At 64.8% G+C, this 21,770-nt stretch carries 18 protein-coding genes; 6 read left to right on the top strand and 12 right to left on the bottom strand.

Annotated features, from left to right (window positions below; translation table 11 throughout):
- Positions 1–14: 14 nt before the first annotated feature.
- The 6 genes from HPY65_05600 to HPY65_05575 form a co-directional block, all read right to left on the bottom strand.
- Positions 15–761: an ABC transporter ATP-binding protein gene (locus HPY65_05600; protein ID NPU83944.1), complete on the bottom strand. Its 747-nt coding sequence runs from the start codon at positions 759–761 to the stop codon at positions 15–17.
- A gap of 1 nt (position 762) precedes the next feature.
- Positions 763–1,542: an ABC transporter permease gene (locus HPY65_05595; protein ID NPU83943.1), complete on the bottom strand. Its 780-nt coding sequence runs from the start codon at positions 1,540–1,542 to the stop codon at positions 763–765.
- Positions 1,543–2,607 carry a D-alanine--D-alanine ligase gene (locus HPY65_05590; protein ID NPU83942.1) on the bottom strand — a complete coding sequence of 355 codons (1,065 nt, stop codon included), beginning with the start codon at positions 2,605–2,607 and terminating at the stop codon, positions 1,543–1,545.
- 253 nt (positions 2,608–2,860) lie between these two features.
- Positions 2,861–4,393 carry a DUF4301 family protein gene (locus HPY65_05585; GenBank protein ID NPU83941.1) on the bottom strand — a complete coding sequence of 511 codons (1,533 nt, stop codon included), beginning with the start codon at positions 4,391–4,393 and terminating at the stop codon, positions 2,861–2,863.
- 171 nt (positions 4,394–4,564) lie between these two features.
- Positions 4,565–5,167, bottom strand: coding sequence for a peroxiredoxin (locus tag HPY65_05580; protein ID NPU83940.1), 603 nt, complete (start codon positions 5,165–5,167; stop codon positions 4,565–4,567).
- A gap of 12 nt (positions 5,168–5,179) precedes the next feature.
- Complete coding sequence (locus HPY65_05575; protein NPU83939.1) at positions 5,180–5,728, bottom strand: TlpA family protein disulfide reductase; 549 nt, start codon at positions 5,726–5,728, stop codon at positions 5,180–5,182.
- 235 nt (positions 5,729–5,963) lie between these two features.
- On the opposite strand from HPY65_05575, the gene HPY65_05570 reads away from it, so the two are divergent.
- From HPY65_05570 to HPY65_05545, 6 genes are all read left to right on the top strand, one after another.
- Positions 5,964–6,932, top strand: a complete 969-nt coding sequence (locus tag HPY65_05570) for a TAXI family TRAP transporter solute-binding subunit (GenBank protein NPU83938.1) — start codon at positions 5,964–5,966, stop codon at positions 6,930–6,932.
- A 47-nt stretch (positions 6,933–6,979) separates the two neighbouring features.
- Positions 6,980–7,450 (top strand): DUF1850 domain-containing protein, encoded by a 471-nt coding sequence (locus HPY65_05565; GenBank protein ID NPU83937.1) that lies wholly within the window; start codon positions 6,980–6,982, stop codon positions 7,448–7,450.
- A gap of 6 nt (positions 7,451–7,456) precedes the next feature.
- A complete protein-coding gene (locus HPY65_05560; GenBank protein ID NPU83936.1) occupies positions 7,457–9,475 on the top strand; it encodes a TRAP transporter permease in 2,019 nt (672 codons plus the stop codon).
- A gap of 88 nt (positions 9,476–9,563) precedes the next feature.
- Positions 9,564–9,875, top strand: coding sequence for a cupin domain-containing protein (locus HPY65_05555; protein ID NPU83935.1), 312 nt, complete (start codon positions 9,564–9,566; stop codon positions 9,873–9,875).
- A 304-nt stretch (positions 9,876–10,179) separates the two neighbouring features.
- Entirely contained in the window at positions 10,180–11,235 is a 1,056-nt protein-coding gene (locus HPY65_05550; GenBank protein NPU83934.1) for a dihydrodipicolinate synthase family protein, read from the top strand.
- A gap of 63 nt (positions 11,236–11,298) precedes the next feature.
- Entirely contained in the window at positions 11,299–13,164 is a 1,866-nt protein-coding gene (locus tag HPY65_05545) for an acyl-CoA dehydrogenase (GenBank protein ID NPU83933.1), read from the top strand.
- A 1-nt stretch (position 13,165) separates the two neighbouring features.
- Here HPY65_05545 and HPY65_05540 read toward each other — a convergent pair whose 3' ends face one another.
- The 6 genes from HPY65_05540 to HPY65_05515 all read right to left on the bottom strand — a co-directional run bounded on the left by HPY65_05540 (position 13,166) and on the right by HPY65_05515 (position 21,761).
- The gene (locus HPY65_05540) at positions 13,166–14,725 is read right to left on the bottom strand and encodes an amidohydrolase (GenBank protein ID NPU83932.1); all 1,560 of its coding nucleotides are present in this window, start codon (positions 14,723–14,725) and stop codon (positions 13,166–13,168) included.
- Positions 14,726–14,745: 20 nt separating this feature from the next.
- The gene (locus HPY65_05535; GenBank protein NPU83931.1) at positions 14,746–16,047 is read right to left on the bottom strand and encodes a glycerate kinase; all 1,302 of its coding nucleotides are present in this window, start codon (positions 16,045–16,047) and stop codon (positions 14,746–14,748) included.
- Positions 16,044–16,538 carry a hypothetical protein gene (locus tag HPY65_05530; GenBank protein NPU83930.1) on the bottom strand — a complete coding sequence of 165 codons (495 nt, stop codon included), beginning with the start codon at positions 16,536–16,538 and terminating at the stop codon, positions 16,044–16,046. Before HPY65_05530 ends, HPY65_05535 begins: the two co-directional genes overlap by 4 nt.
- 258 nt (positions 16,539–16,796) lie before the next feature.
- Complete coding sequence (locus HPY65_05525) at positions 16,797–17,537, bottom strand: efflux RND transporter periplasmic adaptor subunit (protein NPU83929.1); 741 nt, start codon at positions 17,535–17,537, stop codon at positions 16,797–16,799.
- Positions 17,538–17,546: 9 nt separating this feature from the next.
- Positions 17,547–19,553 carry a preprotein translocase subunit SecA gene (locus HPY65_05520; GenBank protein NPU83928.1) on the bottom strand — a complete coding sequence of 669 codons (2,007 nt, stop codon included), beginning with the start codon at positions 19,551–19,553 and terminating at the stop codon, positions 17,547–17,549.
- Positions 19,554–19,616: 63 nt separating this feature from the next.
- Entirely contained in the window at positions 19,617–21,761 is a 2,145-nt protein-coding gene (locus HPY65_05515) for a peptidase M50 (GenBank protein ID NPU83927.1), read from the bottom strand.
- Between the last annotated feature and the right edge of the window lie 9 nt (positions 21,762–21,770).

The raw sequence follows: 21,770 nt of genomic DNA, 5'->3' as shown, positions 1-21,770 counted from the left end.
CGCCCGGCGCTCCTTTACAGGATCTGAATGGGCCCTTCCGTGCTTCCCGTGAGGAACTGGACCATCACGGGGTTGCGGGACGCCCGGACTTCCTCCGGTGTCCCGAATTCGATGATCCGGCCTTCATAAAGCATGGCGACGCGGTGGCCGATCTCGAAGACCGACTGGATATCGTGGCTGATGACCACGCAGGTCAGATTGAAGGCCCGCTGGGTCTCGACAATGAGCTGGTTGATGGCCTCCGTCATGACGGGGTCCAGTCCCGTCGTGGGCTCGTCGAAGAGGATGATCTGCGGCCGCATCGCCAGCGCCCGGGCCAGCCCCACGCGCTTCCTCATGCCGCCGCTCAGCTCCGAGGGCATCTTCTCCTCCACCCCGGACAGCCCCACCGCGCCCAGCCGGTCGCGAACGACGTCCATGATTTCCCCGTTGGACATCTTTGTGTGCTCGCGGAGGGGAAAGGCCACGTTCTCCGCCACGTTCATGGAATCGAAGAGGGCCGCTTCCTGGAAGAGCATGCCGAACTTCTTGCGGACCTCGTTGAGGTCCTTGTCGTTCAGGATGGTGATGTCTTCCCCGTCGACAAGCACCTGCCCCCGGTCCGGGCGGATTAGGCCGATGATGTGCTTCAGGAGGACGCTCTTGCCACCCCCGCTGCGGCCGATGATGACGGTCGTCTTCCCCTCCTCGACGGTGAGGTTCAGGCCGTCGAGAACCTTCTGTTTTCCGAAGGACTTATGAATATCAACCAGTTGTATCATTTCAGAACATGATCGCCGTCAGGATGTAGTCGCTCACCAGGATCGAAATGGACGCCAGGACCACGGCTTCCGTCGTGGCCCGGCCTACCCCTTCGGCGCCGCCCCGGGTGTTGAAACCCTTGTAACAGCCGATGAGGGACATCAGTAGGCCGAAACACGCGGCTTTCACCAGGCCGTTGTAGATATCACCCAAGGTTACGTACTTGAAGATATTTTTCATGAAGGCGCCGGAGTTGATGTTCAGGATGTGGACCCCGACGAAGTATCCCCCGAGAATGCCCATGAAATCCGATACGACGGTGAGGAGCGGAACCATCAGGACCCCGGCGACGAGCCGGGGTACGACTAGGTGCTTCACCGGATTGACGGCCATGACCGCCAGGGCGTCGATCTGCTCCGTGACGCGCATGGTGCCCAGCTCGGCCGCCATGGCGGAGCCGGCCCGGGCGGTGACCATGAGGGACGTCAGCACCGGTCCCAGTTCGCGGGTCATCCCGAGGGCCACGGTGGATCCGACGAGGCTCTCCGCGGCAAACATCCTGAATCCGTGATATCCCTGGAGCGCCATGACCATCCCCGTGAAGGTTCCCGTCAGGACCACCACGAAGATGGACTTGACACCCACGAATTCCATCTGCTTGAGGATGTGGCGCGGCTTCAGGGGAGGGCGGACCATCCAGGACAGGGCCGACAGGAAAAGGAGGAGGATCCTCCCCAGTTCCTCGACGTTCTCCAGGACGATCCGGCCGATGCGCTCAACGGTGGCGGTCGGGCCGTTCATTCACAGGGGCCCTCGCTTGGCCGCGTGATCCTGCAGGGCGGACTGGATGATCCGGTCGATGACGCCGGCCTGGGTGATTCCGGCCGCCGCCGCCTGGTGGAACAGAACCGTGGAAGGCGTCATCCCCGGAAGGGTGTTGGGTTCCAGGACGGCCACCCGGCCGTCGGGACGGACGAACATGTCGATCCGGGCATACCCCTTCAGGTCCAGGACCTGAAAGGCCCTGACCGCCGTCTCCCGGATCCGCTGGAGCACATCGTCGGGAACCCGGGCGGGCGTCTTGTTCTCTCCCTGGCCATACAGGAACTTGTCCTCCAGGGAGAGGATCTCCGTCGTGGGGATCGTCTCGGACGGAACGAGCGCCTCGGGCGCTTCCGACCCCAGTACGCCGCAGGTGACCTCGATGCCGGAAAGGAATTCCTCCACCAGGGCCGTGTTGTCCCACGTGAAGGCGTCCGCGAGAGCGTCCGGGATCCCTGCCGCCGAGACCACTTTCTTGACGGCCGTGCTGCACCCTTCCCGGGTGGGCTTGACGACGCAGGGGAAACCAGCGGTTTCGCCGATTTCTTTCATGACCGCCTCGGAATCCGCCGCCCAGCGGGCCGCGGTCACGGCAACGGTTTGCGGGACATCGATCCCGCCGGCCGCAAGAAGCCTCCGGCAGACGCCCTTGTCCATGCCCAGGGCGGAGGCCAGGACACCCGATCCCGTGTACGGCACCTGGAGCAGTTCCAGAAGTCCTTGGAGGCACCCGTCCTCCCCGTATTTTCCGTGAAGGCCGATGCACAGGACGTCAAAGCGCTCCCGGAGTGTCTCATATGGAATGAGGGACGCCTCCCCGGCTAGGTCCTCCTCGATGTCCTTCGTACTGTTGCGCATGATCAGCTTGACCGGGATCTCCCAGAAACGGGCCTCGCCGTCCATGAAGATCGCCGTGGGGTCGTATTTTTTCCGGTCGATCTTGCTGAAGATGTTGCGCCCGCTCTCCAGGGACACCTCCTTCTCGGAGGAGAGTCCCCCCATGACAATCCCTACCCGGATCCGCCCGCCTGCCTGTTCGGCCATCATGCCTCCTTACTTTTCAATACCTGGAAGCCGACCGTGACGGCCATCCGGGACCCGGCAAATTTCGTCTTCCACTGCCCTTCCGTTTCATGAATCCGTTCATTTCCATGGATATCGCATGCGATGAGATGCTGCCGGGCGGCGCCGGCTCCACATCGCGTTTCCTGACCATCCTCCGCGCGGACCGCCGGCTTCCCCCCCAAAACGGCGAAAACATGGCAAACAAACCGATGAATATCAAGTGAAAAAACGTTCAGGTTCGGCGGTGCTGGGGCCGGAGGAGATCCTCCACGACCTTGACGGGATTGAAGGTCTCCAGGGGGACTTCCACGAAGATCGTGTTCCAGAAGGCCATGGCACCGTTCCAGAGCCCGGGCAGCTCCAGGGCTTTCAGGTCCCTTCCCTTCTCCGACTTCCGCGTGATGGATACGGCTGCGGAATCCACAAACCGGTTCAGTTCGAACCGCTCCCCCCGGAAATCGCGTAAAGTCAGCGCCAGATCCACCGGATTGAAGTGAGTGGCGGCTTCCCAGACGGCCCGCTGTCCGGCGTCCGAGCGATCCACCTGGAATTCCTCGACGATCTGCAGGGACGGGGCACCGCCTGCGCCGGACACCCAGAAGGGACCCCCGCCCGGCTCGCCCTCATTCCTCACCATGCCGCAGACCCGAAGCGGGCGGTTCATCCGCGCAAACAGCCACGCCTCCGTAATCTCCGGCGGGGCTGCCGCCACTTCCGGAGGCATCGGCGCATGGAGCCGCTCCCGGCAGAAGCGGACCATGCCTTCCATCTCCGCGGGCCCCAGGGCGCCTTCCTCGATGCGGCGGAGAAGGCGGTGCAGATCCCGCTCGAGGTCCGCCAGAAACCCGCCCAGGATCTTTTTCCACCGGACCGTGGGCTCCTTGAGGCGATCGGGCACCACATTGTCGATATTCTTCAGGATAACGATGTCTGCGTCGAGGGAGTCCAGGTTCTTCAGCAAGGATCCGTGGCCCCCGGGACGGAATACGAGGCGCCCGTCGTCTCCCCGGAACGGCCGGTTCTCCGGATCCACGGCGATGGTGTCCGTGGAGGGATCCTGAACCGACAGGCCCACCTGCAGGCCGACTCCGAACCGGCGCTCGCAGGCGGCGACGGCCTCTTTCAGGTGATCTTCAACGAGGGTCCGGTGCTCCGGCGAGACGGTGAAGTGGATACGGCAGACGGACGCGGCGTCCCGGACATAAAGGGCGGCCTCCGCCAGGTGTTCCTCCAGGGCCGTGCGGCTTCCCTCGGGGTAATCGTGGAATTTCAGGAGGGCCTTGGGGAGGGAGCCGTAACCAAGCCCCTCCGGCTTGAGGATGACGTCGAGGATCTCCGGGCATTGCCCCCCGGCGCGCCATTCGTCCAGCGAGCAGCCCCGGGCGGCGACCCGGGACTTGAGATCGTCGTAAAAGGCGTAGTCATGCAGCGATTCCAGAAAGGACGCATCTTCCCCTTCTCCCGCAAATCCCCTCTCCGAACAGGCCCGGTGCCAGTCCCGGAACATGCGGCTCGCAGCCCCGGAGGCGGGAACGAACTTCATCACGCGCCCCGCACAGACCGGTTCTTCGAAAGCCCGCTCGCACCGTTCCCGCTCCTGGGGAGGAAGGACGAGGATCCCGTCTCCCGCGGTGCAGGGTCTGTCCAGCCGAAGCGGCGACGTGCCCGTTCGGAACCGGGCCAGCTGTTCTTCCATCTTCTCCACGGAGAGACCGGACTCTGCCATCTGGCGCAGGTCCGCCTCCGACCAGGATGCATGCGTCATGATATTCTACTTCTTCTTTGTCTTCGTAATCTTGTCGCGCTGGACCTTCTTCTTTTCCCGCAGCAGCCGCGAGACGTCCTTCTGCCGGCGGGTCACCTTTTCGCCCCCCATAAGATCCTCCCCGGCGCCGGCGGACAAAACGCCCGCTTCGCCGCACATCATGGCCGGACTTCAGCGAAGTTTCTCCAGCTCCGTCACCAGCGCCTCCAGGGACGGCCTCTGGTTGATGTCATGGACGTCGATGTACCGGATGACGCCCTGTTTGTCGATGACAAACAGGGCCCGCTCGGTGGTTCCATCGGTGCGGAGGACGCCGTAGCGTTCCGCCACGGCCCCGTGGGGCCAGAAGTCCGACAGGACCGGGAACCACAGCTTCCCCATCTGGTTCGTCCAGGAGAAAAGGGTGGGAATGTTGTCCACGGTGATGCCCAGGAGAACCGCGTCATGCCCGTCGAAAAGATCCTTCACGATGTTGTACCCCGGCCACTGGTCGGAGCACACGGGGGTCCAGGCGGCGGGAACGAAGGAAAGGACCACGTTCTTCTTTCCCCGATAGGAGCCGAGGGTCACCCGTTCGCCTCCGACCGACGGCAGCGTGAAATCCGGGGCCGCCCGGCCGACGCTCACCTTGAGCCTGCTGTCGGTGGGCTTGAGAATCCCGGGGTTGTAGATGTTGCCCTTGTAGGCCTCCGACAGTGCAGGCGCCTCCCGGGCGGAGAAAAGCAGCACGAAGGCTGCGGCAACCCAGATCCAGACGGTTTTTCTTTGCAGCATGGCGTTCACCTCCTACTGGAGTCCCGACAGCCGGATCACGGATTTAAGGAAAGAATCGGCGCTGTCAAAAGCCCCCAGTTTCGAGTAAAAGACCGAATGGGAGCCGTCGGAACCGATCTTCACCCCGATGAAGTAGGGAGTCCGCACCTCACCCATGAGCTTGTGGATCCGGAAGTCCCCGTCGGGGAAGAGGGGAAAGGGAATGTTGTACTTCTTTTTGAAGACGCCTACTTCGTAGGGTGAATTGCCGACCCCGATGCCGAGAATCTTGATCTTTCCCTTCAGGACCGGGTTGCCCTCGATCATCCCGTAGAGCTGATTCACCTTGGGCGCCTCCGCCTGGCAATAGGGGCAGTACATGCTGAAAATCTCGACGATCACGACCTGGGCCTTCAGCTCGGGAATCCGGAACGACCGGTTGAGCCAGGACAGGCCCAGGTAGCTTTTCTCGCCGCCGTCCTTCGGTGCGGACAGCGTGAATTCGGGCAGGGTCCCCCCGACCGGCGGCTGGGCAAGGGAGACGCCGCTCCACCCGGAAACGAGCACCGCGCACAGCAACATCATGGCGGCCTTCCATGCATACCGTCTCTTCATTGTCCGACCTCCCGTTCAGGATGCGTCTATATAGCACGGGGCGGCGGCGGCGGGGAAGGCAAAAGCTGTGTACGGCACCATGCCCTGCCGAAGCCATCCGCCATGCCCCGATCCTTAGAATGCCTCCGGGACCGGAAAAGGCTCGACATATTTGAATACAAACGATATTGAAAAACGCATAAAAATCGAAGGAGGTGGAATCATGAAGAGAGCTTTCCTGTGTATCGCGGCCTTCATGCTGGTCCTGGCGCTGGTCCCCGGCGGCGACGCCCTGGCACAGAAAAAAACCTTCCTCACCCTTTCGTCGGGAAGCCCCGGCGGCGCCTACTATCCCCTCGGCGGCGGCATGGCCGTCATCATCGAAAAGACCGTGGACGGGTTCCGCTGTGCCTCGGAATCCACGGGCGCCTCCGTCGAGAACACTCGTCTCGTCGGCGGCGGCGAATCGGACATGGGCATGGTGATGGGCAGCATCGCCTACAACGCCACCCTCGGCAAGGATCCCTTCAAGCAGAAGTACCCTCTCGTGGCCCTTTTCCAGATGTACCCGGCGCCGGAGCACATTGTGACGACGAAGCAGTCCGGAATCCGGTCCATCAAAGACCTGAAGGGAAAGAAGGTCTCCATCGACGTCCCCGGCAGCGGCTGCGCCAACATGGCGAAGATCATCCTCGAGGAGCACGGATTCAAGCTCAACAAGGACATCACCATCGCCAACCTCTCGCAGAACGAATCCGTCCAGGCCCTGAAGGACGGGGTCGTGGACGCCGTGTTCTTCAACTTCGCCTACCCGGGCGCCGCGGTCCTGGACCTGGCCTCCTCCCGGGATATCGTGCTGATCCCCGTCGATCGGTCCATGGCCGACCGGATCGTCAAGAAATATCCCTACTACATCAAGATCCCCATCCCGGCAAAAACCTATCCCGGACAGGATAAAGAGGTCCTGTGCCTCGGCGACTCCAACGTCCTGGTGGCCAACCAAAAGATGTCCGACGACGTGGCCTACAAGATCACCAAGGCCATCTTCAGCAACGTCAAGACAGGCAAATTCGCCCTTGTCAACATCCACCCGGTCGCCGCGCAGCTGACGCCGGCAAACGCCGTCAACAGCCCGATCCCGCTGCATCCGGGCGCAATCCGGTACTTCCGGGAAGTCAAAGCCCTCAAGTAAGATCCCTCACCCGGCCGGAATCACGCCGGCCGGGCTTTTTTCCTCCAATGAAGCAGATAACGACATGGCTCCTGGGGGCAGTTCTGATGCTGCTTTCCTCCTGGACGGAGGCGGGTGCGGATTCGCTTTTCCTCCAGATCCTTCGCCATCCGGAAGGCGGCATACTCCGGGAGATACCCGTCAGGCCGGGGGATGTCTTTCAGTTGAAATACACCCACTCCTCCGATGGAACGCCTGTCCTGGACCTTTTCCGGGTCCAGGAGGACGGGGGCTTCGTCCTCCTGGAGGAGCAGTACGAGTGGTACGGCGCGGGGCTGGAATCGCATCCCCGGGCCGTCATATCCTTCACGGGAGACCGGACGCGCGTCACGGTGAACCGGCGCCTGCAGGAGCTCCTGCTCCGGGTCGGCCGCGTCTCCCGCCAGGAGATCCTGGCGGGCGGCGACAGGATCGTCCTGGCCGAGCTCGCGCCGGGCGGATGCCTGCTCCGGATCCGGATCGCCCGACGCGGGACGTGAGATCGCATGCCGGAAATCGAAAAGACTCTCCAGCGGGAATTCGAGGAAGAAAAGCAGCGCGGCCGGGAAATCCTCGAGAAATACGAGCGGGTGCGCTCGTACCGGGGCACCGCGAAGGTCCTGCTTGCCGTCTTCGCCGTCGCGGCCAGTCTCTACCACCTCTACTACGCCTACGCCCACCCCTTCTTTGCCTTGGACCACCGGGCGCTCCACTGGTTCTTCATGTCCGTCCTGGTCTTCGCCCTGTATCCCCTCTCGAAAAAGCGTTCGCCCTGGCACCGCATGTCGATCTTCGACGGGGTCTTCCTGGTTGCCTCGGCGGCCATCTGCATCTGGCTCTTCCTCTACTCGACGCCCATCATGAACCGGGCCGGCACCTACGAGACCCTGGACGTGGTCATGGGGAGCCTGATGGTCCTGATCGTCCTGGAGGCCGCCCGGCGTTCCACGGGACTGGCCGTCACGCTGATCGCCGTGTTTTTCATCCTCTACGCCCTGCTGGGCCCCTGGCTGCCCGATTTCATCTCCCACAAGGGATACAGCATCAAGCGCCTCTCGACCTACCTTGCCCTCTCCACGGACGGGATCTTCGGGGTGCCCCTCGGGGTTTCGGCCAACTTCATCCTCCTCTTCATCCTCTACGGAACCCTGCTGCGCAAGACGGGAGCGGGCGAGTTCTTCACCGACATCGCCTTCGCCCTCACGGGATGGACGAGAGGTGGCCCCGCCAAGGCGGCGGTTGTTTCCAGCACGTTTTTCGGGATGATCTCGGGAAGCTCCGTGGCCAATACGGTGACCACGGGCTCCTTCACGATCCCCCTGATGAAGCGGACAGGGTACCCCGCCCACTTCGCGGCGGGCGTCGAGGCCTCGGCCTCCACGATGGGACAGATCATGCCGCCCGTCATGGGCGCGGCGGCCTTCATCATGGCCGAGTTCCTGACGATCCCCTATTTCAAGGTCTGCGTCGCCGCCTTCATCCCCGCCGCCCTCGCCTTCTTCGCCACGTTCATGCAGGTCCACTTCCGGGCGGTCTCCCTCGGCCTCCGGGGTCTTGAAAAATCCGAGCTTCCCGTCATCCGCGATACATTCGCCCGGGGTTGGCACCATCTGTTTTCCATCGGCGCCCTCATCTTCTTCCTCATGGAGGACTACTCCCCCGAGCGGGCCGTTTTCTGGGCCATCGCCGTGACGGTCCTGACCTCGTTCTTCATGGCCGTCGTCCGGAAGGAGTCCCTGAAGGCCTTCGGGCTCGGCATCCTGGAGGCGCTGCGCGACGGGGCCGTGGGCTCCGTCCAGGTCGCCGCCGCCTGCGCCGCGGCGGGCATCATCATCGGCAGCATCACCATGACCGGACTGGGGCTCAAGTTCTCGTCCCTCGTCATCGACGCCTCCCAAGGCTACCTGTTCCTCGCCCTGCCCTTCACGATGATCGCCTGCCTCTTCCTGGGCATGGGCGTGCCGACGACGGCCCAGTACATCATCATCACGTCGCTGGTGGCACCGGCGCTCGTCAACATGGGCGTGCTGCCCATCGCGGCCCACCTGTTCATCCTCTATTTCGGCACAAGGGCCGATATCACGCCGCCGGTCGCACTGGCAGCCTACGCCGGCGCGGGGATCGCCCGGTCCGATCCCTGGAAGACGGGGCTCACGGCTTTCCAGCTCGGCATTGCGGGCTTCATCATCCCGTTCATGTTCGTCTACGCCCCGGAGCTCCTGATGATCGGCGACTGGCCCCGCATCCTCCTCGCGGTCTGCACCGCCATGTTCGGAATCGTCTGCCTGGCCGCCTCGGTGCAGCGGTGCCTGCTCATCCGGACAACCGGGTACGAAACGGTCGCCCTGATGGCGGCGGCGCTGCTCCTCATCAAGCCCGGGTGGATGACCGATCTGGCCGGGCTGGCCTTCTTTGCGCTGGCTTTTCTCTCCCAATTCCTGCGAAAGAAGAAAGGCGGTTCCGGGATCATGGGAAACCCGGTGGCAGAAAGCGAACGTCCGGGTCAAACAGTCGCCGGTGAATGAACCGGCGCAGCAAACTTTTTGAATCTTCAATAATTACAGGAGGCGGACCATGAAGATTACGCGTCTCGACCAGTTGGAGAAGAGCCCCATGGCGATGGAGGGGGTCAAGGACGTCTGGAAGCAGGTCCCCCTCGGAAAGGCCGACGGGGTTCCGGCGTTCTCGTTCCGGGTCTTCACCATCCTGCCCGGCGGGCATACGCCCTTTCACACCCACCCCTTCGAGCACATGAACTACTTCATCGAGGGAGAGGGGGCCGTCGTCCTGGAGAGCGGCGAGGAGCGGCCCGTGAAGAAGGGCGACTTCGTCCTCGTCCTTCCCGGAGAGAAACACCGCTACCGGAACCCCTCTGCGGACAAGCCGCTCGTCATGATCTGCGCGGTGCCGAAGGAGTACGAATAGCCGCAGAAGGAAGGGATATCAAACCGTTCCCTCTCCAGGGGCTCTTGCCTCTGTGTTTGCCTGTTTTTCGGGGCGCGGGCGCTGTCACGGGGGCTTCCGCCGTCGCGGAAGCTTTTCCGCGGGAAGCCATATCCGGGATGGAATGCTGCAGGGATGGAAAAGCTTCCTAATTGCTCCTCTGGAAACCCCCTGCCGCGCGCCCTCGAACTTCGGAAAAAGGGTTGCCTGACTGTATGGGGACGGATTTGAAACCCATCCTCTATTACAATATCTATCTCTACCCGCTTTTATGAGAGGACAACGGATGAAAACCGTTCTGGAAACACGTCAGGCCTGGATGCGGGGCCTCTTCCCCGGCGGGATCCCCCGCCTGTGGTGCCCCCTTCTCACCCACTACGGCCCGGACGGTGCCATCGACTTCGACCGCATGGAGGCCCATCTGGACGCCATCTCTCCCTGGATCGCGGGGTACCTGGTCCCCGGCTCGACGGGGGACGGCTGGGAACTGGACGAAGAGGAGACGCTCCGGGTGACGGAGTTCGCCCTGGCCCAGGCCCGCCGGCGCGGCGCGCGCCTGCTCATCGGCGTGCTGAGGGGCAAAACCGAGGATGTGCAGAGGACCCTCACGGGACTGCTGGAGATCACGGGCATCCCGAAAGGCAAGGCCGGGGAGGAGAAAACGGCCAGGGCCTGGGGCAAGCTCGGCGTCGCCGGGTTCACCGTCTGCCCGCCTGCCGGCAATACTCTCACACAGGCGGACATCGAGGTGGGCCTGTCGGCGATCCTCGACCGGGGGCTCCCGACGGCCCTGTACCAACTCCCCCAGGTGACGGAAAGCGAGGTGGCGCCGGAGACCTTCGCCCGCCTGGTGGCAAAATACCCCCGCATCGTCTTTTTCAAGGACTCCAGCGGCGGGGACCGGATCGCCGCCTCCGATGTCGACAAGGGCGGGGTCTTCCTCGTCCGGGGCGCCGAGGGGGACTATGCCCGGTGGCTCCGGGAGGCCGACGGCCTCTACGACGGCTTCCTCCTCAGCACGGCCAACTGCTTCGCCCGGGAATTGAGCGAGGTTGTAAAGGGCATGGAAACGGACGACGAAAGGACCGCCGTGGCGCTTTCCCGGCGCCTGACGGAGACGATCAACGAGGTCTTCACCATTGTGAAGGTGCTTCGCTGGGGGAACGCCTTCACGAACGCCAACAAGGCCATGGACCACTTCCTGGCCTTCGGGCCCGCGGCGGACGTCGACCGGGGCCCCATGCTTCATTCGAAGGAGCGCATCCCTGGAGACATCCTGGCGGCGACCCGGAAGGTCCTCCGGCGCCATGCCCTGCTGCCCGTGAAGGGCTACCTGGCATGACTGGATAACGAAAAAGGGATATACTGGAAATCCGTCCCCTCATCGTGAAAGGAGAATAGCGGCATGGCAAGCCTGATCGTGGACGAACGGGACCAGCACTTCGTGCTCTACGAGATGCTGGGCGTCGATTCCCTTTTCCGGACAGAGCGCTACGGAGCCTTCTCCCGGGATCTCTTCGACATGGTCTTGAAGGAAGCGGAGAAATACGCCACCGAGATCCTTTTCCCGACCCTCCGCGAGGGCGACCGGGTGGGCTGCCGCCTGGAGAACGGACGGGTCTTCGTGCCGCCGGGATTCCACCGCTGCTACCGGCTCTACCGCGACGGGGGCTGGATCAGCATGATCGCCTCCCCCGAGGCGGGCGGCCAGGGCTTCCCGCTGATCATGGAGGTGGCCGCCAAGGAGTGGTTCGTCCACAACGACGCCTTCGTCTCCTATCCCTACCTCACCCAGGGGGCGGCCCACCTGATCGAGGTCTATGGGACGGAAGACCAGAAGCGGCGGTACATGGACAAGATGTACGCCGGGATCTGGGGGGGCACCATGTGCCTCACCGAGGCCGACGCGGGCAGCGACGTTGGAAACATCAAGACGAAGGCCTTCCGGCAGCCCGACGGGACCTTCCGCATCCAGGGGACCAAGCAGTTCATCACCAGCGGCGACCACGACCTGACGGAGAACATCATCCACCCGGTGCTCGCCCGCATCGAGGGCGACCCGCCCGGGACGGCGGGCATCTCCATCTTCCTGGTGCCCAAGTTCCTGGTGAACGACGACGGCTCCCCGGGGCGGCGGAACGACTACGCCGTCACCGCCATCGAGGAGAAGATGGGCCTCCACGGCAGCGCCACCTGCGTCCTGTCCTTCGGCGACGAGGGGAACTGCTACGCGGAGCTCCTGGGCGAGGAACGGCAGGGCATGAAGGTCATGTTCCAGCTCATGAACGAGGCCCGCATCGGCGTCGGCATCCAGTCCCTGGCGGTCTCCTCCATCGCCTACCTCCATGCCGTCCGCTACGCCCGGGAACGGCTCCAGGGCTCTTCCCTGGAGGAGATGAAAAATCCCGACGCCCCCCGGGTCCCCATCATCCGCCATGCCGATGTGCGGCGCATGCTCCTGTGGATGAAGGCCCACGTGGAGGGGATCCGCATGCTGGTCTACTTCACGGCCCTCCTGGCCGACCGGGTCCGCTCCGATCCCGACGAGGCGTCCCGGGAGACCTCCCGCGGCATGATCGAGGTCCTGACCCCGATCTGCAAGGCCTACACGTCCGACTCGGCCTTCCGGGTCACGGAGACGGCGGTCCAGGTCTACGGCGGTTACGGATTCTGCTCCGAGTACCCCGTCGAGCAGTTCATGCGGGACCTCAAGATCGCATCCATCTGGGAGGGGACCAACGGCATCCAGGCGCTGGATCTGGTGGGACGGAAGCTCGGCATGAAAAAGGGCCTGTACTTCATGAGCCTCCTCGGTGAGATGTCAAAGACCGTCGGAGCATACCGGAACCACGAAACGCTCGGGGACCTGGCAGCGGACGTCCAGGGGGCGGCGAATGTGCTGGCGGAGCTGGCGATGTTCTTCTCCTCCTCGGCCAGGGCGGGGAAGTTCATGATCCCCGTGGGCAACGCCTACCCGTTCCTGATGCTCATGGGGAAGGCGGTCCTGGGTTGGCTCCTGCTCTGGGGCGCCGGCGTGGCGGACGGGAAACTGTCGGTACTGGCCACGGCGGCGGGTGTGAACGCATCCGACCCGGCGGCCAAAACCGCCTGGCTGGAGGCCGATGCGGAGGCCGCTTTCTATGCCGGAAAGATCGCAGCGGCCCGCTATTTCATCAGGCATGTCCTGCCGGAGGTCGACGCGGCGGCAAAGGCGATCCGGAGCGAGGACCTGTCCATGCTGGACATCCCCGACGGGGGCTTCGCCCGCTGACTCAGCCCTTCCCTCCGAGGGCCCCCAGGAGAAGCTCCAGGGGACCCCGGATCTTCCTTTCAAAAGGCTTCCCCTTCAGGTACAGCCCCGTCACCCGGATGTCCCGGAGCCTCTCCGCCGGCATCTCCAGCGGATTCTTGTCGAGGACCGCCAAATCCGCAACATTCCCTTCCGTCAGCGTCCCCCGCTTCCTCTCGTCGAAGGACAGCCGGGCCGCCCAGTTCGTATGCATCCGCAGGGCGTCGAGGACGGAGATGCGCTCCGCCGGGTTCGGATGGTTGCAGGCGGCGTGGATACCCGCCAGGGGATCCGGCAGCGTACAGGGAGCGTCGGAGCCGGCGGCCACGGTCAGGCCGCGGTCGAGCATGCTCTTCAGGGGGATGAGCCGCTCCGCCCGGTCCCCCAGGATGCGCTCGATATACGCCATGGGCTCCTGCTCCCAGTGCAGGAAGGCGGGCTGGACGGCGAGGCACAGGCCCAGACGGGCGGCCCGGTCCAGGAGCGGCTCCGGGATGAGGTCCGCATGGATCACGATGTGGCGGTGATCCGTCCTCGGGAAGTCCTCCAGGGCCGCCTCGAAGGCATGGACGGCCTGTTCCACGGCGGCGTCGCCGATGGCGTGAAGGGCCACCTGGAGGCCCGCCCGGTTCGCCTCCCGGACGAAGGCGTCGACCCGGTCCTGTTCATAGAAGAGGACGCCGCAGTTGCCTTCGTTGTTTGCGTAGGGCTCCCGGAGGGCCGCATCCTCGGAGCCGAAACAGCCGTCCAGGGCCGTGGCGAAGCAGCCGCCGATCCGCGGAAGCTTCCGGCGGAGGGCCTTCCCGACCTCCAGTGTCTGGAAGAAGATCGTGTAGTCCAGCGGCAGCCCGCGGGCGGCCAGGCGCATCAGGTCCACGTCGAGATCGAGGGGAAACCCCACGCCCTCGGAGGTGTGGGCGAAGCCGATTCCCTTCCCGGCGAGGGCGTCGTTCCCGCCGATGAGGTTCCGGAAGAGCTGGAGCGGCGAGACGGACTTCGTGATGGCGTTCACGCCCTCGTAGAAGGCCTCCTGGAAGAGCCATCCGTCCTCCCCCTCGAAGCCGGGCCGCCTGGCGACGGCCGGGGGGAGTTTCGCCAGGAGCGCCGAGTTGGCCATGGCCGCATGGCCGTCGTACTTCACGATCATCAGCGGCCGGGAGGTGACGGCGTCGAGTTCCCTCCGGTTCGGCAGCCGCCGCTCCTCCACCGTGTGGGCGGAGGAGCCGAAGGCCAGGATGACCTTTTCCCGCGGGTTGGCCTCGCCGTAGTCGCGAACGGCGGCGGCCAGCTCGGAGAAGTTCCGGGCGTCGCGGACGTCCAGGGTCGCCTGGAACAGGGCGTAGGACGCGAAGTGGAGGTGGGTGTCACCGAAGGCGGGAACGATGCAGGCTCCCCGGAGATCGACCCGGGACGGGGCGGCATGGAACTGTTCCGGGACCGAATCTCCGGTGAAGAGGATCTTCCCTCCGTCCTCGACGAGGGTCGAAAAGACGCGGTTTGCGTCCTCGCAGGAGATGAAGACGCCGTTCTCGAAGATCTGCATGGCCGCCCCCCTTTCTTTTCCTAGCGGAGAAGCAGGATCTGGATGTCCATGACGTTGGTGCCGGTCGGTCCCGTCACCAGGAGTCCGCCGGCCTTTTTGAAGAACGTGTAAGAGTCGTTGTTCGTGAGGAAGGCCCCCGGATCGAGACCCGCCCGTCCGGCCTCGATGGCGGTATTCCCGTCCGCAAAGGCCCCGGCCGCGTCGGTGGGGCCGTCCGTTCCGTCGGTTCCGGCGGAGAGGAGCGTGATCCCATCCAGCCCCTCGATCTCGAGGGCGAAGGCCAGGGCCAGCTCCGTGTTGCGCCCGCCGATGCCGCTCCCCGTCACCGTCACGGTAGTCTCCCCGCCGGAAATCAGGCAGAGGGGCCGGCCGTCCCCGGTCCTTCCGGAGCGGGCCTCCCGGGCCTTCCCCGCCAGCCACCGGGCTGCGTCCCGGGCCTCTCCCCGCAGTTCCGACGTGAGGACGACCGCCTCGTACCCCATCTCCCGGGCCTTCTCCTGCACGGCCTCCAGGGCCAGCCGGTTGCTCCCGACGATGACGTTTTCCACCCTCCCGAAAAGAGGCGATCCCGGCTTCGGCGTCTCGAGGATGTCCCCCCGCGCCCCCCGCGCCAACGTCCGGAGAACGCTGCCGGGAACCCGCCCGGTAAGACGGTAACGCTCCAGTACCTGGAGGGCATCGCCGTATGTTGTTTCGTCCGGCGCGGTCGGCCCGGAGGCGATGGAGTCCAGCCGGTCGCCGATGACGTCGGAGAGGATCAGGGAAATCACGCCGGCGGGAGCGGCATCCTCCGCCAGACGGCCCCCCTTCACCCGGGACACATGCTTCCTCACCGTGTTCAGCTCCACGATGTCCGCCCCGGCTTCGAGCAGAAGGCGGGTCATCTCCTGCTTCTCCCCGAGGGTGATCCCCTCGCGGGGCGCCGCCAGAAGGGCGGAGCCGCCGCCGGAGATGAGGCAGACAACCAGGGCGTCCGCCCCGGCAGAGCGGACAAGGTCGACGGCCCGAACGGTCGCCGACACACCGTTTTCATCCGGCACGGGGTGCCCCGCCTCGAACACGGCAATTCGCTCCGGCAGAGCGGTGCCGGAGACATGGCCGTATTTCGTGACGACAATCCCCGGGGCGTCACAAGCGGGCAGACTTTCCAGGAGACCCCGCGTCATGGCGCAGGCGGCCTTCCCGAAGGCCAGGACCGCCAGCCGTTCACAACGATCGGCCCGAAGACGGGCCTCGACCCGGCCGGCATGGCGGCGGACGCACTCGAACGGATCGACCGCCCGGAGGGCCGCCTGGAAAATATCGCGGGAATCGTTCTTCATGGCCTGTCTCCCTCTGCTGCCTGTCCGGGTCCGGCAAAAACCGCCTCCAGGACCTCCCGCACCGTCATGTAGATCTCCGGGTCCTGGCTGGCCCGGGGGCCGGCGATGTTCAGGACGCCGATCGACCGGTCGCGGATCCAGCCCCGGATCCGTCCGGCGGCCTCCTCCACGGACCAGCGGCTCAGATCCGCATGAAGCCAGGGACGGCCGTGCCGCTCCGCCAGCGTCCCCGTCAGGAGCGATCCGCCCTTCAGGCTTCCCCGGGAAATGATCAGGGTCCCGTCGGCCAGGAGGACGTTCTTCTCCGTCCGCTCCGCGTAGGTACCCGATGTCGTCTCCTGCAGGCGGTACCGCTCCGGAAGCGGCCCGGCCTCGGTCTTTCTCCCGCGGGGAACCCACCCCCCGTGGGGGATGCCCCGCTGGATGGCGAAATCCAGGGCGGCCCGGTCCGCACCGGTCTGGCCGCCGGAGATGATGCGGGTGATCATGATTTTCCCATGGGGGCGCCGCGCAACGCGGCATCCGGGCTTGTTCCCAGGACGTCTCCGGGCTGTTCAAAAATGGTCGGATGCAAGGCGCCCGAAGTCCAGAGCCGTGAGTAGATCCCACGAGGACAACCAGGACACGACCTCGCAAAAAGCCCGCAGGCAAGGCGCGCAAGCCCCGAGGAGCGAGGCGTACTCTGTCCGTACGCCGCAGTGACGAGGGGTGCCGCGCAACGCCGCATCCGGGCTTTTTGCGAGGTCGTCTCAGCGGCCGTATATGCGGACGCGGCAGTTCAGGCCCGCCGGAATCGCATGGTTCGGATTGGGCAGCTCCACGCGGATGCCGAAGGTTCCGCTGGCGGCGTCGATCACGGGATCGACGACGACCACCTTGCCGCGATAAACGCTGCCAGCGGGCTTCTCCGGTCTCACCTCCGCCGACATCCCTTTCCGGATCGACCCGTACAGCCCGGCATTGGCGATGATCTCCACATTGATGGGATCCACGCGGGCGATCGTCATGATGGCCCCCTCGCCGACGTACTCGCCGGGACTGAGGGTCCGCTTCACCACGACGCCGTCGACGGGGCTGAGGATGGTGCGCAGCTTGTACTTCTCCGTCGCCTCCTGATACTGCAGCTCCATGATGCGCAGCTCCGTCTCCATCTCGTCCTTTTCATGGATCGAGATGAGCTGTTTCTGGTAGAGGTCCTTGTTCCGATCGAGCTTCCGCTTCGCAAATTCGAAACGCTGCTCGGCCAGGTCCGCCTGCGCCTTCTCCACCCCCGCCTTCAGCCGGACGAGAACCTGGCCCTTCTTGATGCGGTCTCCCCGCTCGACGGCAAATTCCTCGATGATGCCCGGCACCTGGCTGCTGACCGCAATGTCCTCGCTCGGTTCGAGAATGCACCTCAGATCGGCCGCCCCCGCCGCACCGGCAAAGAGAACCAGCAGTGCCGTGGCCGGAATCAACCCCATCCATTTCCAGCTGCACAGGAATCGCATAAGACGCCTTCACTCCGTTTTCCCGGAGAACGACAGGGTGTCCCCCCGTTCTTCGTCATATTTCAGGAGCCGCTTCCGGACGCCGGCATGGGCCTTCTCCACCCGTTTCTGCGCCCGCCGGATCGCCAGTTTCCCAACGGAATCTCCTATACCATATCCGCGTTCCCTCAACCATCCCCCCAGCCTGCCGATCATCCCGCGGGATCCCTCGCTGATCAGGGGGTCCTCCAGCGAAAGAAACGCCTCGCAGGTCCCCGGGTCGCCCTGCCGGCCGCAGCGCCCTGCCAGCTGCCGGTCGATGCGGCCCGCTTCGTGGCGCTCCGTCATGATGACGTACAGGCCGCCCCGCTCGGCTACGCCCGGCGCCAGGATGATGTCTGTCCCCCGGCCCGCCATGTTCGTGGCGATGGTGATGCGCCCGGGTTCCCCGGCCTGGGCGATGATCCGGGCCTCTTCCTTGTCCTGCTTGGCGTTGAGAACCTGGTGGGGAAGGCCGGCCTCCGTCAGCAGGCGGCTGAGGTGCTCCGAGGCGGCGACGGTCCTCGTCCCGACGAGGACAGGGTGCTGCCCGGCGTGCAGCTCCACGATCCGGTCCGCCACGGATTGCCATTTCAGCTGCTGGGAGGCAAAGATCCGGTCGGGTTCCAGGCGTCTCCGGGCGGGCCGGTTCGTCGGGATGCGCACGAAGGGCAGGCCGTACACCGCCCACAGCTCCCTCCGCACCTCCTTCGCCGTGCCGGACATCCCGGAGATCTTGAGGTACCGCCGGAAGAATCGCTGGTAGCTGATACGCGCCACCGTCTCCCGCTGCCCGGTGATCTCGCACCCCTCCTTCGCCTCGATGAGCTGGTGGAGCCCCCCTTCCCAGGACCGGTCCGGCATGACCCGCCCCGTGAATTCGTCGATGATCTGCACCTTGCCGTCCCGGACGAGGTACTGCTCGTCGCGGCGGTACAGGTGCAGCGCCGTGAGGGCCTTCATGACCAGCTCCTCCCGCCGGACGGAGCTCCGCCACAGGGTCCCCATGGAATCGGCGGCCCGGTGAATCGACTCCCTCGCCGCCTCGGTCATGGAGATGGTCCGCATCCCGTCGTCCGCCTCGTAGTTGATGCGATAGTCCCGCTCCTCCTCCATGCTGCCGGCCATCTCGAGGGCCTGCCGCAGGGTGGTCTGCATCGCTTCCGACGTCTCTGTCCTGGAGATGATGAGCGGCGTCCGGGCCTCGTCGACCAGCACGCTGTCCGCCTCGTCGACGATGGCGTAGTGGAGGCCCCGGAGCAGGAGCCGGCTGTTTTTCCCCTGACCGTCGTAGAGATGCTCGGCGTGCAGCCGGAACGGGTCCACCCGGTCTCCCAGGGCGATCCGGTCCCGCAGGTAATCGAAGACGACTTCCTTGTTGGTGCAGTAGACGATGTCGCACCCGTAGGCACGGCGCCTCTGGGCGGGCGTCTTGTCATGGATGACACAGCCCACCGAGAGGCCGAGAAAACGATAGACCTCCCCCATCAGCTCCGCGTCCCGGGCGGTGAGATAATCGTTGACCGTGATCACGTGGACCGGAAGACCCGCCATGGCCACCGTCGCGGCTGGCAGCGTCGCCACGAGCGTCTTGCCCTCTCCCGTGTCCATCTCGGCAAGAAATCCCTTCAGCAGAGCGTAGCCGCCGACCAGCTGGCAATCGAAGGGTCGCATACCCAGGATTCTGGAGTCCACCTCGCGGATCAGCGCAAACGCCTCCGCGACAAGGTCGTCCCGGAATCCCTCCCGCCTCAGCTGCGGCTTCAGGGAGCGTGCCAGATCCTTGAGCTCCGCGTCCGTCCTGTCCTGCAAGGCCTGCCCGTGGCAGCCGGCCCGCTCCACGATCCCCTTCAGGCCGCCGAAACGAACGCGTGCCGGCCCGATGAAAACGCCCGCCAGATCCCAGGCGGCGCGGTCGAGAAACGTCCGCCGCCGTTCCCGGCGCTCGGGGCGATGAAAATAATCCGCAACCGGCCAATCCTTGACGTCCCTGCCCATGGTGGATTGTTTTCTTCTCCCGCAACGCAGCATCCCCGGTGAAGCCGGTCCGCTGTTTTTGCCTCAGGCTTCGAACCGCTTGAGGAAGATGCCCCTGATTTCCCTGTACCATCGGTGGGCAAGCGATTCCGGGGTGTGCTCGAACCGCACGTAGATCCGCTCTCCGATCCGCGTTCCCGTTGCATCCTGCAGGCGCACCTCGAAGTGGAAGAGGTTCTCGAAGGACCGCGGCCGCTCCGTCTCCCGCGGATCGAGGGCAAAGGCGCCGCCGCCCTTCAGGGACAGGGCGAAACTGGGCAGGTCCCCCGTCGCCGCCGGCACTTCCCGAACGAGTTCCGACGGGATGATCCGGGAAATGTTTTCCGCCGGCCTCGCCTTGACCGAACGCACGTCCGTCCGGATCCGGTCCACTTCCGACTGGGGAACGACGACACGAACCGCAACGCCCGAATAATCGACGACGTAACCCACGGCCTCCCCGCGCCTGAGGAAGCGCCCGGGCAGGTCCTGGGACCGGGGAATGAGGATCTCTCCCTCGATGGGGCTCCGGATGACGAGTGACGCCACCTGCTCTCTCGCCTCCGCCAGTTCCTTCCCGACGCGGGCCAGCTCTTCCTGGACCATCCGCTCCGTCGTCCGGTCCTGGACGAAGGCCATCCGCTGGCGGGCTCCAAAGCTCCGCATCTCCGCCTCGAGGGCCTGCACCCTGGAGACGAGATCGGGATTCTCGCACCGCAGGATGAGGTCCCCCTTTTTCAGCCGGATGCCCGGTTTCGCCAGGACTTCCTTGACCTCGCCGTCCACCCGGGCATGGATCCGGGCCTGCTCCGCGGGCCAGAGGATCCCCTCGGCGACGGTGTATGAAGGCAGGCGGACGGCCCCGACAAGGACCCCGATGATCGCCAGGGAAAGGACGCCCAGGCCGAGGATCCGGCCCCGCCGCCGGTACAGCGCCCGGTTGTTCATGACGCTGCGGGCGATCCGGAAGAGCGGAACGACCATCAGTCCGATGACCGCCCAGATGGCGATCACGACGCCGATGAAGAAGAACCGGCCCGCAATGAAGAGGGCGATCTGCAGCGTGATGAAGATGCGGTAGAAGAACGAGGCCACGCCGTACAGGACGAGCCACCTCCCCTCCCCGGCGTCGGCCAGGGCAAACTCGGCCTCGTCGTTCCCGATCGCGTACCGCTGGGCCAGGTACCCGATGTACTGGTTGGAGCGCGACCCCAGGTTGGGGATCTCCAGGAAATCCGACAGGACGTAGTAGGCGTCGAACCGCAGGAGGGGGTTGCCGTTGAAGAGAATCGTGGAGACGCCGGCGACGATCATCGTGTTGTATGCCACCGCCCGGACGGCCCCGGGCCCCGTGTTCACCCAGAGAATCATGGCCAGGGCGGCGATCAGGAGCTCGACCATGATGCCGGCGGCGCCGACGATGATCCTTCTTCTCTTTTCGCGGAAGGCGGAGGTGGCCGAGGCATCGACATAGGGAATGGGCATGAATACGAGGAAGATGATCCCCATCTCGTGGACCTCCCCGCCCCAGTGCTTCACCGCCCAGGCATGGCCGAATTCGTGGAGCGCCTTGACAATGGGATAGATCAGCCAGAAGATGAACAGGTTTTCAAGGGCGAGGACCCGGTCGGCCAGGTTGGAGACGAGTTCGTTCCAGTGCACGGAGGCAAGGACCGCCCCGGTGATGACGACGATGAGCCAGACCAGGAAGGCCGGCATCGTGAACAGCGGACCGACGATTCCCTTCGTCTTTTCGAGAAACCGGTCCGGATCCAGAAGGGGGATGCGAATGGCCAGGGGCGAGCGCACCGTGTTCCAGAACCGGGACGACCGGTCCTTCCGGCTTCGCCGGTTCAGGTTTTCCACGTCGGGAGCGGCGTCCGACTGCAGGACATCGGCCTTGTTGAGCTGGGAGACCAGGCCGATCACCTCGTCCTGGGTCGGCATGTCGTCCGCCAGCTTGAGGCAGGCGGCCTCCCAGATTTCCTGGATGGTCCGCTTTCCGTCCATGAGGCCGATCAGGAAATAGGACTCCTCGGTGAACCGGTGGAAGCGGCCCGTGGAGTGATCCTGGAGGACGTACCAGACCTTCCCGCGATAGGTATGCCGGTGGATCTCCGCGTGCCGCCTCACGAGCGGCTTCAGATTCGCAACGCGGTACCAGGAACTGCTGTACAGGGTTTTGTCCACGGCGGTACC

It is taken from the genome of Syntrophaceae bacterium (genome assembly GCA_013177825.1).
In the GTDB taxonomy this organism is placed as follows: domain Bacteria; phylum Desulfobacterota; class Syntrophia; order Syntrophales; family PHBD01; genus PHBD01.
The sequence above is the reverse complement of the archived record's forward strand: the minus strand, read 5'-3'. Positions and strand labels throughout refer to the sequence as shown.

Coding starts and splice junctions, on each gene's coding strand:
- HPY65_05585 (NPU83941.1), bottom strand. CDS start 4,393: ATGACGCATGCATCCTGGTCGGAGGCGGACCTGCGCCAGATGGCAGAG.
- HPY65_05550 (NPU83934.1), top strand. CDS start 10,180: ATGAAAACCGTTCTGGAAACACGTCAGGCCTGGATGCGGGGCCTCTTC.
- HPY65_05580 (NPU83940.1), bottom strand. CDS start 5,167: ATGCTGCAAAGAAAAACCGTCTGGATCTGGGTTGCCGCAGCCTTCGTG.
- HPY65_05545 (NPU83933.1), top strand. CDS start 11,299: ATGGCAAGCCTGATCGTGGACGAACGGGACCAGCACTTCGTGCTCTAC.
- HPY65_05600 (NPU83944.1), bottom strand. CDS start 761: ATGATACAACTGGTTGATATTCATAAGTCCTTCGGAAAACAGAAGGTT.
- HPY65_05590 (NPU83942.1), bottom strand. CDS start 2,607: ATGGCCGAACAGGCAGGCGGGCGGATCCGGGTAGGGATTGTCATGGGG.
- HPY65_05555 (NPU83935.1), top strand. CDS start 9,564: ATGGCGATGGAGGGGGTCAAGGACGTCTGGAAGCAGGTCCCCCTCGGA.
- HPY65_05540 (NPU83932.1), bottom strand. CDS start 14,725: ATGCAGATCTTCGAGAACGGCGTCTTCATCTCCTGCGAGGACGCAAAC.
- HPY65_05520 (NPU83928.1), bottom strand. CDS start 19,553: ATGGGCAGGGACGTCAAGGATTGGCCGGTTGCGGATTATTTTCATCGC.
- HPY65_05575 (NPU83939.1), bottom strand. CDS start 5,728: ATGTTGCTGTGCGCGGTGCTCGTTTCCGGGTGGAGCGGCGTCTCCCTT.
- HPY65_05570 (NPU83938.1), top strand. CDS start 5,964: ATGAAGAGAGCTTTCCTGTGTATCGCGGCCTTCATGCTGGTCCTGGCG.
- HPY65_05595 (NPU83943.1), bottom strand. CDS start 1,542: ATGAACGGCCCGACCGCCACCGTTGAGCGCATCGGCCGGATCGTCCTG.
- HPY65_05560 (NPU83936.1), top strand. CDS start 7,457: ATGCCGGAAATCGAAAAGACTCTCCAGCGGGAATTCGAGGAAGAAAAG.
- HPY65_05565 (NPU83937.1), top strand. CDS start 6,980: ATGAAGCAGATAACGACATGGCTCCTGGGGGCAGTTCTGATGCTGCTT.
- HPY65_05525 (NPU83929.1), bottom strand. CDS start 17,537: ATGCGATTCCTGTGCAGCTGGAAATGGATGGGGTTGATTCCGGCCACG.
- HPY65_05535 (NPU83931.1), bottom strand. CDS start 16,047: ATGAAGAACGATTCCCGCGATATTTTCCAGGCGGCCCTCCGGGCGGTC.